This window comes from Delftia sp. WSY_12, assembly GCF_043104645.1.
Classification (GTDB): domain Bacteria; phylum Pseudomonadota; class Gammaproteobacteria; order Burkholderiales; family Burkholderiaceae_C; genus Comamonas; species Comamonas tsuruhatensis.
This window is the reverse complement of sequence record NZ_JBICKW010000006.1, coordinates 1-14,611: the sequence shown is the minus strand read 5'-3', so window position 1 is coordinate 14,611 and position 14,611 is coordinate 1. Positions and strand designations below refer to the sequence as shown.

Here is a 14,611-nt window from a genome sequence, read left to right as displayed (position 1 = left end):
CCATTGGCCCGTGCGGCGGGCGCGGCCTTTGCGTTTTTCAGCGTTTTCACAGATAGCAATTCACAGGGGAGATTCGCATGAACATGAGCAACATGGAGTGGTACATCGTCGCCGGGGTGGTGATCGGTTCCGTCTTCGTCGTCATCCTCGGGCTGTTCGCCCTGGTCAAGGCCTTCTACATCAAGGTCCCGCAGGGCACGGCACTGATCATCAACGACACCACCTCGCAGCCCAAGGTCAAGTTCACGGGCGGCCTGGTGCTGCCGGTGATCCACAAGAAGGAATTCATGCAGATCTCGCTGCTGACGCTGGAGATCGACCGGCGCGGCAAGGAAGGCCTGATCTGCCGCGACAACATGCGCGCCGACATCACCGTGGCCTTCTACCTGCGGGTCAATGAAACGGCCGAGGACGTGCTCAAGGTGGCCAAGGCCATCGGCGTGGACCGGGCCTCGGACAAGACGGCCGTCAACGACCTGTTCAACGCCAAGTTCTCCGAGGCGCTCAAGACCGTGGGCAAGCAGATCGAGTTCGTGAAGCTGTTCGAGAACCGCCAGGATTTCCGCGACCAGATCATCCATGTCATCGGCAACGACCTCAACGGCTATGTGCTGGAGGACGTGGCCATCGACTATCTGGAGCAGACTCCCAAGTCCTCGCTGGACCCCAACAACATCCTGGATGCCGAAGGCATCCGCAAGATCACCGAGCTGACGGCCAACCAGAACATCGTCACCAACGAGCTCGAGCGCAACTCCGACCTGGCCATCACCAAGAAGAACGTGGAGACCAAGGAAGCCATGCTGGCGCTGGAGCGCCAGCAGGCCGACGCCGAGGCCCGCCAAAAGCGCGAGATCGCCACCATCCAGGCGCGCGAGCAGGCCGAGACCCAGAAGGTGCAGGAAGAAGAGCGCCTGAAGGCCGAGCAGGCCCGCATCCAGACCCAGGAGCAGCTGGACATCCGCGAGGAAAATCGCCAGCGCGAAGTGGCTGTGGCCCAGCAAAACCGTGAGCGTGCGGTGGTGATCGAGGTCGAGAAGGTCACGCGCGCCAAGGAGCTGGAGATCGTGGCCCGCCAGCGCGAGGTGGAGCTGCAGCGCATCGAGAAGGAAAAGGCCATCGAGGTCGAGAAGGCCAACATCGCCAACGTGGTGCGCGAGCGCGTGGTGGTGGAAAAGTCCGTGGCCCAGGAAGAGGAACGCATCAAGGAAGTGCGCGTGGTCTCCGAGGCCGAGCGCATGAAGCAGGTCACCGTGCTGACTGCCCAGGCCCAGGCCGAGGAAGACCTGGTGCGCCAGGTCAAGAAGGCGGAGGCCGAAGAGGCCGCCTCGCGCCACAAGGCCGTGGAAGTCACGACCATGGCCCAGGCCGAGCTGGAGGCGGCCAGCAAGACCGCCGAGGCCAAGAAGAAGCTGGCCGAGGCCATCGAGGTCGAGCGCGCCGCGCCCGGCCTGGCCGATGCCAAGGTGCGCGAAGTCACGGCCGCCGCCCTGGAAAAGGAAGGCCTGGCGCAGGCCAGGGTGATCGCCGAGAAGATGATGGCCGAGGCCAAGGGCCAGCAGGAAAAGGGCCTGGCCGAGGCGCGCGTCATCGAGGCCACGGCCGACGCCAACGAAAAGCAGGGCCTGGCCGATGCCAAGGTGCTGGAAGAACGCCTGCTGGCCCAGGCGCGCGGCGAGGCCCAGGTGGGCGCGACCAAGGCCTTGGTCACGCGCGACGTGGGCACGTCCGAGGCCGATGTGCTGCGCGACAAGCTCTTCGCCGAGGCCAAGGGCCTGACCGAGAAGTTCACCGCGCTGGCCTCGCTGTCCGACCAGGCGCGCTCGCATGAGGAGTTCCGCATGCAGTTGGAAAAGAATTTCGAGCAGGCGCTGGCCGCTATCGAAGCCAACAAGAGCGTGGCCAAGGACCAGTCCGAGGTGCTGTCGGCCGCGCTCAGCAAGGCCAACATCGACATCGTGGGGGGCGAGGGCGCCTTCTTCGACAACTTCGCCAAGGCGCTGTCCGTGGGCAAGGCCGTGGAAGGCGTGGCGGGCAAGAGCCCCATCGTGCAGGACCTGATCGGCAAGTTCCTCAGCGGCAAGGGCGGCGCATCGCTGCTCAACGCGCTGGGCGACGGCAAGGGCCTGCCGCCCACGCAGAGGGTCGACTGAACGGCCGACTGAACGGGGCGGCCGCCCGGCCGCTCCCTCCGCCGGCTGCCCAGCCTCCCGCATCCGCATCCGCCTTCGTCTTCGCCTGTCCGCCCGTCTGCCGGCCGGCAGGGAAAGGCGTGAATGGTCCCTGACAAGCGAAAGCCCGTGACGCCCATGTCCCAACCGTCCCCATCGTCCACACCGTCCTCACCGCCCCTCTCCCCCGACACTGCCGCCTCCGCCGTGGACCAGGCAGTCGCCAGCGGCGGCTCCTACGAAGTGCTGGCCAAGCGCCTGGACGGCCAGGGGCAGGCGCTGGAGGCGCTGGTGCGCCAGCTCAACGAGGAGCGGCTGGAGGAATTCGGCCGCAGCCAGATGGAAGTCATCGGGCGCATGCGCGTGCGCACCGAAAACAACTGCCTGGGCCGCGACATCGCCCAGGTCGGCGGCTACCTGCTGTTCGGCTACAACGTCTTCATGGGCCTGAAGCAGTCCACGCGCGTGGAAGACGTGTTCGGCCTGTATCGCCTGCACGAGGGAGAGCAGGGCTACGAAGTCACTCCCGTGGACCTCAAGGACAGTTTCCTGGGCATACAGAGCTTCGTGCAGGACTTCCAGGAGCTGTACGCCTACTACAAGAACACGCGGCTGATGCAGCTGGCCGTGCGCGACGGCAAGCTGCTGGCGAGCTTCCAGATCGGCGAGCGCCTGTCCGATGTGCGCGTGTTCCGCTGGTCCGTGCCCGTGGACGGCCAGCCCATACGCTACATAGACAACCGCGGCGAGCGCGACATCGAACTGCCTGCGCCCCATGACTTCGAATGGCAGCGCGCCGGGCGCGAGCAACTGGTGCAGGGGCGCCACCCGCACATCAACGTGCTGGACAAGGTCTTCGTCGAGACCCTGGGCGGCACGCTGACCATCAAGGTCGAGAACAACACCAACGACGGACTGGGCATCTACAGCGAGCCCGTGCAGGAGAAGAACCAGTCGCTGGACGACGCCGTGTTCGAGTACGCCGCCGTCGGCAGCCTGATCCTGCTGAAGATCCTGCCCTACCGCGAAGAGCAGTGGCGCTACCTGATCTTCAACACCGTCTCCCGCCAGGTGCTGCGCATGGATGCCATCGGCGCGGCCTGCATCCAGCTGCCGCAGGACCACGGCATCATCTTCCCGGGCGGCTACTACCTGCAAAGCGGGGAGAACCGCTCGTTCGAGCAGAACATGCAGGGCATGCGCTACCGGCGCAGCATCCGATCGCCCAACGGCGAGGACGTGCTCTACGTGTTCTACGAGCCCGAGAGCGGACGCATGGCGCTGTTCAAGTACAACCTGATCGAGCGCGCCCTGCAGCCGCCCATCATCGGCCACGGCCATGCGCGCATGGACGACGGGCGCATCGTCATCTTCGCGGCCGAGAGCAACGAAGCCTCGCGCGTGCACCCCATGCAGGTCTGGCGCACGCCCTTTGCCTCGGACGACTACGCGGCGCGCCAGCCGCAGCGCGACAGCTTCCTGGGCCGCATAGGCAATGCCGAGCTGGTCAGCGGCATCTCGGACCTGTACAGCGTGCGCAAGGAAATCGCGGCCACCGAGGTCTCGCTGCCGCGCTACGAGCGCCTGATCGACGCCGCGCGCCGCCTGTTCGAGCGCTACCACTGGCTGGGCGCGCCGCAGCTCAAGGGGGTGCACGAGACCCTGCTGGGCATCGTCGCCACGGGTGATGCGGTCATCGACGAGTACGAAAAGGTCGAGAGCATCCGCAATGCCTCGGCAAAGGCCATGGGCGAGGTGTCCGGCCGCCATGGCCGGTTGCTCAAGCAGTTGCGCCTGGCGGACTGGAAAGGCATTGGCGAATACGTGGATGCGCTCACCCAGCTGGGCCAGCTGCGCGGCCAGCTCATGGCCACGCGCGACCTGCGCTATGTGGACCAGGTCGCCATCGACACCATGGTGCAGGGCGTCAACGAGGCCCAGGCCGATGTCTCCCAGCGCACGGCCGCCTTCATTGCCACCGACGAGGCCATGCAGCCCTATGCCGAGCAGCTGCAGGCGCTGGACCAGGCTGCGCAGGCGGCAGCCACGGTGGCGCAGATCAACGAGCCGCTGGCGCGCATGGCCGACATGGCGGCTGCGCTGGACATGCTGTCCGAGCTGATGGGCAGCCTGTCCATCGACGACGCCACGCAGCGCACCCAGGTGGTGGACCGCATCTCGGCCGTCTATGCGCGCCTGAACCAGGTGCGTGCACGCGCCGAGCAGCGCAGGTCGGGCCTGGGCGGCGCCGAGAACGTGGCCCAGTTCGCGGCCCAGCTGGCGCTGTTCTCGCAAAGCATCGTCAGCGCCCTGGGCCTGGCGCAGACGCCCGAGAAATGCGACGAGCAGCTGGCGCGCCTGCTGGTGCAGCTGGAGGAAATCGAAAGCCGCTTCGGCGAGCACGAGCAGTTCCTTGGCGACATCATGGCCAAGCGCGAGGAGGTGCTGGAGAGCTTCGAGGCGCGCCGCCAGTCGCTGCAGGACGAGCGCCAGCGCAAGGCGCAAGGCGTGCTGGACGCGGCCCTGCGCATCGTGCAGAGCCTGCCCAAGCGCACCGAGAAACTGGCCAGTGCCGACGCGCTGCATGCGTTCTTTGCAGGCGATCCGCTGATCGGCAAGCTCAAGGAGTTGTCCCAGCGCCTGCGAGAGCAGCTGCACGACCCGGTCAAGGCCGACGATATCGACGGCCGCGTCAAGAACCTGCGCGACCAGGCGTTTCGCGCGCTGCAGGACCGCAGCGAGCTGTACGAAGGCGGCGGCGCCATCATCCGCCTGGGCCGCCACCGCTTCAGCGTGGGCAACCAGGAACTGGACCTGACCCTGCTGCCGCGCAACGGCGCTTTGTTCCTGCACCTGGTCGGCACCGAGTATTTCGAGCCCGTGGACAACCCCGAGCTGGCCGCTTTGCAGGCCTACTGGGATGCCTCCACGCCGGCCGAATCGACAGACTTCTATCGCGGTGAATACCTGGCCCTGGAAGTGGTGCAGGCCGCACGCCAGCGCCGCGACGGCTGGAGCGAGACCCGGCTGGCCCAGTTGCTGCCCGACGAGGCGGCACTGACCCAGGCCATCCGCGAATTCTCCGCGCCGCGCTACCGCGAAGGCTATGAGCGCGGTATCCACGACCATGATGCGGCCCGCATCCTGCAGGTACTGCTGCCCCTGCGCGATGCCGCCGGCGTGCTGCGCTTTGCGCCCGGTGCCCGCGCGCTGGCCCTGCTGTTCTGGAGCGCACATGCCCAGGTGCAGCAGCCGCAGCTGGCTGCCGCCATGGCGCAGTGGCCGCTGCGCGCCCAGCAGGCCCAGGCCATGCAGCAGATGTTCGGCAGCGAGGCCGAACAGCTGAGCCTGCGCGCCGACATTGCCGAGCGCCTGCGCGCCTATGCCGACGAGCGGGGCCTGCTGCGCGACCTGCTGCCAGGACAGGCGGCGCCCGCAGACAGCGATATCGACAGCCTCATCCACGGCGCCGCCGACTACCTGCAGGCCGAGCTGGCGCAAAAGGCCGTGCGCTTTTCCTTCTCCAGCTACAGCCAGTCGGCCATTGCCACACTGCAGGCCGCCGTGCAGCAGCAGGCCCAGCCGCTGCAGCGCTGGGAGGAAATGCAGGCCTACTGGCAGGGCGAGGATCGGCACGACAAGCCTTTGGCGCCGCTGGACCAGCGCTGGCGCAGCGCGCTGCACTGGCTGCAGACCGCCTGCCGCGCGCTGGACGACGGGCAAGGGCAGGCCTGGCTGGCCTATTGCGGCGAAGCCGCCGCCTGGCTGTGCTGCGCCGGCCCACTGCCCTGCAAGGTCAGCAATGTGGACCTGCGCCATGAAGTGCCGGGCCTGCTGGGCCAGCATCCGCGCATTGCGGACGGCCGCATGTGGCTGCAGATCGACGACCTGGGCCAGCGCGCCGCGCGCCATTTCCGCAGCTTTGTCCCCGAATTCGGCCGCTACCAGGCGCTGCGCCAGCAGCTGCTGCAGGACTGGCGCTCGCGCGTGCGGGTGGACGAATTCAAGGCCCGGCCGCTGTCGTCCTTTGTGCGCAACCGGCTCATCAAGGAGATCTACCTGCCCGTGATCGGCGACAACCTGGCCAAGCAGATCGGCGTGGCTGGCGAGAACAAGCGCACCGACCAGATGGGGCTGCTGATGATGATCTCGCCGCCCGGCTACGGCAAGACCACGCTGATGGAGTACGTGGCCAACCGCCTGGGCCTGATCTTCATGAAGATCAACGGCCCGGCGCTGGGCCACTCCGTGCGCTCGCTGGACCCGGCCCAGGCGCCGGACGCCACGGCGGCCAAGGAGCTGGAAAAGCTCAACCTGGCGCTGGAGATGGCTAACAACGTGATGCTGTACATCGACGACATACAGCACACGCACCCCGAGTTCCTGCAGAAATTCATCTCGCTGTCGGACGGCACGCGCCGCATCGAGGGCGTGTGGAAGGGCCAGACCCGCACCCACGACATGCGCGGCAAGCGCTTTTGCGTGGTCATGTCGGGCAATCCGTACACCGAGTCGGGCGAGGTCTTCAAGATCCCCGACATGCTGGCCAACCGTGCCGACATCTACAACCTGGGCGATGTGCTGGGCGGCATGCAGGAGGTGTTCAAGCTCAGCTATATCGAAAACAGCATGACCTCGAACGCCGTGCTGGCGCCGATGGCCACGCGCAGCCTGCAGGACCTGTACCTGCTGCTGGACAAGGCGCAGGGCAGGGATGTCTCGGGCAACGCGCTGTCGCACGACTATTCATCGGCCGAGTTGCGCGAGATCGAGGCCGTGCTGGCCCGCATGGTGCAGGTGCGCGAGCTGGTGTTCAAGGTCAACCAGCAGTACATCCAGAGCGCCGCGCAGGACGACGGCTACCGCACCGAGCCGGCCTTCAGGCTGCAGGGCAGCTACCGCAACATGAACAAGCTGGCCGAAAAAATCACCCCGGTGATGAACGACCAGGAAATGCAGCAGATGCTGGCCGACCACTACCAGGGCGAAGCGCAGATGCTGACCACGGGCGCCGAGGAGAACCTGCTCAAGCTCGCCGAGCTGCGCGGGCAGATGAGCGACGAGGACAGCGCCCGCTGGCAGCAGATACGCCAGCAGTTCCTGCGCCGCCAGGCCGCAGGCGGCGCCAATGCCGACGCCGCCACGCGCGTGACGGCGCAGCTGGTCGATCTGGTCGCCGCCACGCGCGAGGTGGCCCAGTCGGTGGCCCAGCCCCAGCAGCAGGCGATGCAGGAAGGCGCCGCTGAACAGTCCCAGCTCCTGCAAGCGCTGCAGGCACTGCTGGCCCGGCTGCTGCAGACGCAAAGCGCCGCAGGCGACTCGCTGCACGGCATACGCGAGCTGATGGCGCAAAGGGCGGCCAGCGAGCCCGCCAGCACCCAGGCCGGCACCCCGTCAGAGGTGCAGGCCGCCCAGGACCGTCAGGCCCTGGTCCACATGCTGGGCCAACTGCTGACCCGGTCGCTGGCCCAGTCCCTGGAGCCCGTGGTCACGCACCTGGACCAGGCCCGCCGCCAGCAGCTGGGCCTGCACCGCGTGCTGATGCAGGTGGCCACGCGCATGCAGGAGCAGATCGATGCCCAGCGCGCGGGCCGCCCCGTGCCGGCTGCGGGCGCCATACGCTCCGAGGAAATCGACAAGGCCTTCGAGCGCATGCAGCGCGGCGACGTGCCGCCTGCGGCCTAGGCGCTACGCCGGGGCAAAGCCGGGGCAAAACCGGGGCAGGGCACATCGGCAAAGGCTGGGGCGCCTTGCTGGCGCTGCCTTTGCATGGGCCGGGGGCCCTCGCACGTCTGCATGCGCTGATCCGTCATCGGACAACCCGATGTCCCGGACGTTGGACCATCACCTACAACCCGGGGCGCGTCCCGAACCGATGCTTGGAGTGGCGTGTCCGCAGCAGTGCGCACGCCCCACGAAGAGCCAACACGATGGACGCCCCATGGAACACAACACCCAGCTTTCCGTTTCGCGTAGGGACCTGCTGATTGCAGGTGCCTCCACGGCTGCGGCAACGGCCGTGCCCCGATCGGCCGGCGCGCAAGTGCAGCCTCCCTCCATCCCCGAAGGGGTCCAGCTGCCCGTCACCCTGCAAGTCAACGGCAAGGAACACCGCCTGGACCTGGACACCCGCACCACGCTGCTCGACGCCCTGCGCGAGCATCTGCACCTGACCGGCACCAAGAAAGGCTGCGACCATGGCCAGTGCGGGGCCTGCACGGTGCTGGTCAATGGCCGTCGCGTGGTGTCCTGCCTGAGCCTGGCCGTGATGAACCAGGGCGCCGCCGTGACCACCATCGAAGGTCTTGGCACGCCGCAATCCCCGCATGCCATGCAGGCCGCCTTCGTGCGGCACGACGGTTTCCAGTGCGGCTACTGCACGCCGGGGCAGATCTGCTCGGCCGTGGGCATGCTCGACGAGATCCGGCAAGGCATGCCCAGCCATGCCAGCGAAGACATCGTGGCCCAGCCCCTGGTGTCGGCCCATGAACTGCGTGAACGCATGAGCGGCAACCTGTGCCGCTGCGGGGCGTATTCCAACATCGTCGATGCCATCACCGAAGTGGCGGGGGAGGGGCGCACATGATTGCCTTCACCTACGAACGCGCCCAATCCCCCGCGCAGGCTGCCGCCGCCGTGGCGGCCCGGCCGGGCGCCCGCTTCATCGCCGGGGGCACGAATCTGCTGGACCTGATGAAGCTGCAGATAGAAACCCCCGTGCATCTGGTCGATGTGAACGGCACCGGCATGGATACCGTGGAGTCCACCGCGCAAGGCGGGCTGCGGATTGGCGCATTGGTGCGCAACAGCGACCTGGCCGCCCATGTGCGCGTGCGCCGCGACTACGGCGTGCTGACGCGCGCCCTGGTGGCCGGCGCCTCGGGCCAACTGCGCAACATGGCCACCACAGGCGGCAATCTGCTGCAGCGCACGCGCTGCCCGTATTTCTACGACACCAATATGCCGTGCAACAAGCGCGTGCCGGGCAGCGGCTGTTCGGCCATTGCCGGCGTGAGCCGCCAGCATGCGGTGATCGGCGGCAGCGAGGCCTGCATTGCCACCCATCCCAGCGACATGGCCGTGGCGCTGCGCGCGCTGGACGCCACGGTGGAAACCGTCCAGGCCGACGGCAAGGCCCGCGTCATCCCCATTGCCGACTTCCACCGGCTGCCCGGCAGCACGCCGCATGTAGAGACGGCCTTGCAGGCCGGCGAACTGATCACCTCCGTCACCCTGCCGCCGCCGCCGGGCGGCACGCACATCTATCACAAGGTGCGTGACCGCGCTTCCTATGCGTTTGCGCTGGTGTCTGTGGCCGCCATCGTGCAGCGCGACGGCAGCGGGCGCGTGGCCCTGGGCGGCGTGGCGCACAAGCCGTGGCGTCTGGAGGCTGCCGAAGCGTTGATGCCGCAGGGCGCCAAGGCCGTCACCGACCGCCTGCTGGCAGGCGCCCGGCCCACGCACGACAACGCCTTCAAACTCACGCTGGCCGAGCGCACGCTTGCCTCCGTGCTGGACCAGGCCAGGAACTGACGCCATGAAATTCGACACCCCCGCAACGGTCAACCCCATTGACCAGCTCAAGATCATCGGCCAGCCGATGAACCGCATCGACGGCCTGCTCAAGACCACCGGCACGGCGCCGTATGCCTATGAGCGGCATGACGTGGTCCAGCACCCGGCCTATGGCTATGTGGTGGGTTCGGCCATCGCCAAGGGCCGCATCCGCAGCATCGGGCTGGCGCAGGCAAGCCGCGCGCCCGGCGTGCTCGCCATCGTCACGGCACAGACCGCTGGCAAGCTGGGCCAGGGCAAGATGAATACCGCGCCGCTGCTGGCAGGCCCCCAGGTGGCCCACTACCACCAGGCCGTGGCCCTGGTGGTGGCGGAGACCTTCGAGCAGGCGCGCGCTGCCGCGCAGCTGGTCCGTGTGGACTACGAACCCGTGGCTGGCGCCTATGACCTGGCCAAGGCCAAGGACTCCGCCGTGCCACCCGACAGCATCAATGGCGATGCGCCGGATACGGCCATTGGCGATTTCGAGGGCGCCTTCGCTTCGGCCCCCGTGAAGGTGGACGCCACATACACCACGCCCGACCAGTCGCACGCCATGATGGAGCCCCATGCCACGCTGGCCGCATGGAAGGGCGACCAGCTCACGGTATGGACCTCGAACCAGATGATTGCCTGGGGCCAGGGCGAGCTGGCAAAGACGCTGGGCATTCCCAAGGACAAAGTGCGCCTGGTCTCGCCATTCATTGGCGGCGGTTTTGGCGGCAAGCTGTTCCTGCGGGCCGATGCGCTGCTGGCCGCGCTGGGGGCCCGCGCGGCAGGCCGGCCCGTCAAGGTCGCACTGCAGCGCCCGCTGATGGCCAACAACACCACGCACCGCCCGGCCACCATCCAGCGTGTGCGCATCGCGGCAGGGCGGGACGGCAGGATCACCGCCATCGGCCATGAAAGCTGGTCGGGAGACCAGACCGGAGGATCGGCGGACGGTGCCGTGGACCAGACCCGCCGCATGTATGCCGGCACCCATCGCATGACCGCCACGCGCCTGGCCGTGCTGGACCTGCCCGAGGCCAATGCCATGCGTGCCCCGGGCGAGGCCACGGGGCACATGGCACTGGAGGTTGCCATGGACGAGCTGGCGGAAAAGCTCGGCATCGATCCCGTGGAGCTGCGCATCCGCAACGACACCCAGGTGGTGCCGGACAGCGGCAAGAAGCCGCAAGCCAAGGCGAAGGAAGGCACCCCTGCCCAGGAGCACAAGCCGTTTTCCCGGCGTGAATTCGTGCAGTGCCTGCGCACGGGCGCCGAGCGCTTCGGATGGAGCCAGCGCAATCCCCAGCCGGCCCAACGACGCGAAGGGCGCTGGCTGATCGGCCTGGGCATGGCCGGCGCCTACCGTGGCGCGCCTGTCATGAAGTCCGCCGCCCGCGTGCGCCTGGACAGGCAGGGCATGCTCACCGTGGAAACCGACATGACCGACATCGGCACGGGCAGCTACACCATCATTGCCCAGACGGCGGCCGAGATGCTGGGCCTGCCGCTGCAGCAGGTGCGCGTGCGGCTGGGCGATTCCGGCTATCCCGTCTCGGCCGGTTCGGGCGGGCAATGGGGTGCGGCCAGTGCCACCTCCGGCGTCTATGCCGCCTGCGTGAAGCTGCGCGAGGCCGTGGCGCGCAAGCTGGGCATGGACCCGGCGACGGCCGAATTCTCGGATGGGCATGTGCAGGCGGGCGGCAAGCGCCGGGCCCTGGCCAGCGCTGCCGGCGACGCCGACCTGACGGCCGAGGATGCCATCGAATTCGGCGTGCTCGACAAGAAGATGCAGCAGTCCACCTTTGGCGCGCACTTCGTGGAGGTCGCCGTGGACGCATTCACTGCCGAAGTCCGCGTGCGCCGCATGCTGGCCGTTTGCGCGGCCGGCCGCATCCTCAATCCCAAGACGGCCCGCAGCCAGGTCATCGGCGCCATGACCATGGGCGTGGGAGCGGCCCTGATGGAAGAGCTGGCCGTGGACACGCGACTGGGCTATTTCGTCAACCATGACCTGGCAGGCTACGAGGTGCCCGTGCATGCCGACATCCCGCACCAGGAAGTGATCTTTCTGGACGAGGTCGATCCCATGGCCTCGCCCATGAAAGCCAAAGGTGTGGGCGAGCTGGGTATCTGCGGCGTGAGCGCAGCCATTGCCAACGCCATCCACAACGCCACGGGCGTGCGGGTGCGCGACTACCCGATCACGCTGGACAAGCTGCTGGCAGGACTGGGGAAGCTGGCATGAGAGGGGACTGCACCTGAGGCAGCCCGCTCAGGCCCTGGATTCTTGATGAACGAAGGCCGGTCACCTCTGGGTGGCCGGCCTTTTTGCATGTGGCCATCAATAGAACGCATAGCTTGCGCGTCCGTCGGCATTGGCCTGGAAAGGCTGGCGTGGAGATACTTTTTGCACTGGGGAATGTCGGCGCTGTGCGCTCCGAATGCAGGCCGCCCCCAGTTTTCCCACAAAAGAACCTGGCCTGGGCGCAAAGCGCCTGCCAGGGCAAAGAGACAACCTGCTCCGACAAGGACTTGTATGAAAGATATCCGCAAGACGATGGACGAGGGCGCCATGGCGCCGTTCCAGTGGCTGGCCGTGGCCATCTGCACCCTGCTCATCATGCTGGACGGCTTCGATGTGCTGGTGATGGCCTTCACCGCCTCGGCCGTCGCTGCCGAATGGAAGCTCAACGGGGCGCAGCTGGGCGTGCTGTTCAGCGCCGGTCTGATCGGCATGGCCCTGGGCTCGCTGTTCCTGGCGCCCGTGGCCGACCGCCGCGGCCGGCAACCCATCATCGTGCTGTGCCTGGTGCTGGTGTCCGTGGGCATGCTGCTGTCTGCGGCAGCGCGCAGCCATGTCGAGCTGGCAGCCCTGCGCGCCATGACGGGCGTGGGCATTGGCGGCATGCTGGCCAGCGTGGGGGTGATCACCTCGGAGTATTCATCGAACAAATGGCGCAGCACGGCGATTGCGCTGCAGGCCACGGGTTATCCGATTGGCGCCACGCTGGGCGGGCTCATGGCCGCCTGGCTGCTGGCACACCATGGCTGGCGCTCGGTCTTCGTGTTCGGCGGCCTGGCCACGGCGCTGATGGTGCCCATCGTGCTGTGGCGGCTGCCGGAGTCGGTGGACTTTCTGTTGGGCCGCCGCCCGGCACGTGCGCTGGAAAAGCTCAACCGGCTGATGGCGCTGATGGGCCATCCTGCCTTGCTGCAGCTGCCTGTACAGGCCGGCGGCGAAGTCCGGCAGGGCAACACCGTGGCTGCCCTGTTCAGGAACGGCCTGGCGCGCCCCACGCTGATGCTCTGGGCCGGCTTCTTCCTGCTGATGTTCAGCGTCTATTTTTCGCTGAGCTGGACGCCCAAGCTGCTGGTGCAGGCCGGCCTGTCGGCACAGCAGGGCGTGACGGGCGGCGTGCTGCTCAACCTGGGAGGCATTGCCGGCGGCAGCCTGTTCGGCCTGCTGGCAGTGAAGGTGAGGCTGCGGCATCTGGCCATGGGCAGCCTGCTGCTGAATGCCTTGTTCACCGCGCTGTTCGGCCTGGCCTCGGCCAGCCTGGGCTGGGCGTTTGCCGCGGCGGTAGGCGTGGGCGTGTTCCTGTTCGCCTCCATGGCCGGGCTGTACGGGCTGGTGCCGGCCACCTATCCGGCCCAGGTGCGCGCCACCGGCATGGGCTGGGCCATAGGCATTGGGCGCATAGGCGCCATCGTGGCGCCCACCATGGCCGGCCTGCTGCTGGACGGTGGCTGGCAGCCCGCCTCGCTGTACTACGTCTTTGCCTTGCCGCTGATTGCCGCTGCGCTGGCCGTGTGGGCCACTGGCGCCGGCCGCACCCTGGCGCCGATGGGTGGCGCGCTGCGAGCGCCTGGTGCTTGATCCTTGAACCCCTATCCGTGAGCACGCGCCCGAGCGCCCGAGCGCCCGAGCGCTCAAGCGCAGGAGAAACACTTCCATGGCATTGGACAAACCCTATCTCGACGTACCGGGAACCACGGTCTTCGACGCCGAGCAATCCCGCCAGGGCTACTGGCTCAACCAGTTCTGCATGTCGCTGATGAAGGCCGAGAACCGCGAGCGCTTTCGGGCTGACGAGCGCGCCTATCTGGGCGAATGGGCCATGACGGCCGAGCAAAGACAGGCCGTGCTGGACCGCGACCTGAACCGCTGCATTGCGCTGGGCGGAAACATCTACTTCCTCGTGAAGATCGGCGCCACCGACGGCGTCAGCGTGCAGAACATGGTCTCGACCATGAGTGGCATGAACGAGGAGGACTACCGCCAGATGATGCTGGGCGGCGGACGCAGCATCAATGGAAACCGCTACCTGCATGAGCAGGAACGACAGGAAAAAGGCAACTGACATGGCGCGCATCACCGCATCCGTCTACACCTCGCATGTGCCCGCCATCGGCGCGGCCATGGACCTGGGCAAGGCGGGCGACCCCTATTGGCAGCCGCTGTTCAAGGGCTTCGGGCACTCGCGCCAATGGCTCAAGGACAACAGGCCCGACGTGATCTTCCTGGTCTACAACGACCACGCGACCGCGTTCAGCCTGGACTTCATTCCGACGTTTGCCATCGGCACGGCCGCTGAATACCAGCCCGCCGACGAAGGCTGGGGCCCGCGCCCCGTGCCCAAGGTCGTCGGCCATCCGGAGCTGGCCAGCCACATTGCGCAGTCGGTGATCCAGCAGGACTTCGACCTGACCATCGTCAACAAGATGGACGTGGACCACGGCCTGACCGTGCCGCTGTCGCTGATGTGCGGCGAGCAGGACGCGCGCACGGGCGCCTGGCCCTGCCCGGTGATTCCGTTTGCCGTCAACGTGGTGCAGTACCCCGTGCCGTCGGGCCAGCGTTGCTTCAACCTGGGCCGCGCCATCCGCCGCGCCGT

General features: G+C 67.4%; 8 protein-coding genes. All 8 read left to right on the top strand.

Features of this window, described 5'->3' with window-relative positions:
- Positions 1-77 precede the first annotated feature (77 nt).
- Positions 78-2,153: a hypothetical protein gene (locus ACF8LI_RS03000; RefSeq protein WP_046240080.1), complete on the top strand. Its 2,076-nt coding sequence runs from the start codon at positions 78-80 to the stop codon at positions 2,151-2,153.
- 156 nt (positions 2,154-2,309) lie between these two features.
- Positions 2,310-7,856 (top strand): DNA repair ATPase, encoded by a 5,547-nt coding sequence (locus ACF8LI_RS02995; RefSeq protein ID WP_392411979.1) that lies wholly within the window; start codon positions 2,310-2,312, stop codon positions 7,854-7,856.
- Between the two features lie 256 nt (positions 7,857-8,112).
- Positions 8,113-8,757 carry an aldehyde dehydrogenase iron-sulfur subunit PaoA gene (paoA, locus tag ACF8LI_RS02990; RefSeq protein ID WP_209801741.1) on the top strand — a complete coding sequence of 215 codons (645 nt, stop codon included), beginning with the start codon at positions 8,113-8,115 and terminating at the stop codon, positions 8,755-8,757.
- Complete coding sequence (locus ACF8LI_RS02985; RefSeq protein WP_046988194.1) at positions 8,754-9,704, top strand: xanthine dehydrogenase family protein subunit M; 951 nt, start codon at positions 8,754-8,756, stop codon at positions 9,702-9,704. Before paoA ends, ACF8LI_RS02985 begins: the two co-directional genes overlap by 4 nt.
- Positions 9,705-9,708: 4 nt before the next feature.
- A complete protein-coding gene (gene paoC / locus ACF8LI_RS02980) occupies positions 9,709-11,961 on the top strand; it encodes an aldehyde oxidoreductase molybdenum-binding subunit PaoC (protein ID WP_392411977.1) in 2,253 nt (750 codons plus the stop codon).
- A gap of 291 nt (positions 11,962-12,252) precedes the next feature.
- Positions 12,253-13,593 (top strand): MFS transporter, encoded by a 1,341-nt coding sequence (locus tag ACF8LI_RS02975; RefSeq protein ID WP_392411975.1) that lies wholly within the window; start codon positions 12,253-12,255, stop codon positions 13,591-13,593.
- A 76-nt stretch (positions 13,594-13,669) separates the two neighbouring features.
- Positions 13,670-14,077, top strand: coding sequence for a protocatechuate 4,5-dioxygenase subunit alpha (ligA, locus tag ACF8LI_RS02970; RefSeq protein ID WP_047328087.1), 408 nt, complete (start codon positions 13,670-13,672; stop codon positions 14,075-14,077).
- Between the two features lies 1 nt (position 14,078).
- On the top strand, positions 14,079-14,611 hold a 533-nt coding region (locus tag ACF8LI_RS02965; RefSeq protein ID WP_392411972.1), incomplete at its 3' end, for a class III extradiol dioxygenase subunit beta.

What these genes read in the sequence shown, in the direction of transcription:
- ACF8LI_RS03000 (WP_046240080.1), top strand. Translation starts at nt 78, where the DNA reads ATGAACATGAGCAACATGGAGTGGTACATCGTCGCCGGGGTGGTGATC.
- ACF8LI_RS02995 (WP_392411979.1), top strand. Translation starts at nt 2,310, where the DNA reads ATGTCCCAACCGTCCCCATCGTCCACACCGTCCTCACCGCCCCTCTCC.
- paoA (WP_209801741.1), top strand. Translation starts at nt 8,113, where the DNA reads ATGGAACACAACACCCAGCTTTCCGTTTCGCGTAGGGACCTGCTGATT.
- ACF8LI_RS02985 (WP_046988194.1), top strand. Translation starts at nt 8,754, where the DNA reads ATGATTGCCTTCACCTACGAACGCGCCCAATCCCCCGCGCAGGCTGCC.
- paoC (WP_392411977.1), top strand. Translation starts at nt 9,709, where the DNA reads ATGAAATTCGACACCCCCGCAACGGTCAACCCCATTGACCAGCTCAAG.
- ACF8LI_RS02975 (WP_392411975.1), top strand. Translation starts at nt 12,253, where the DNA reads ATGAAAGATATCCGCAAGACGATGGACGAGGGCGCCATGGCGCCGTTC.
- ligA (WP_047328087.1), top strand. Translation starts at nt 13,670, where the DNA reads ATGGCATTGGACAAACCCTATCTCGACGTACCGGGAACCACGGTCTTC.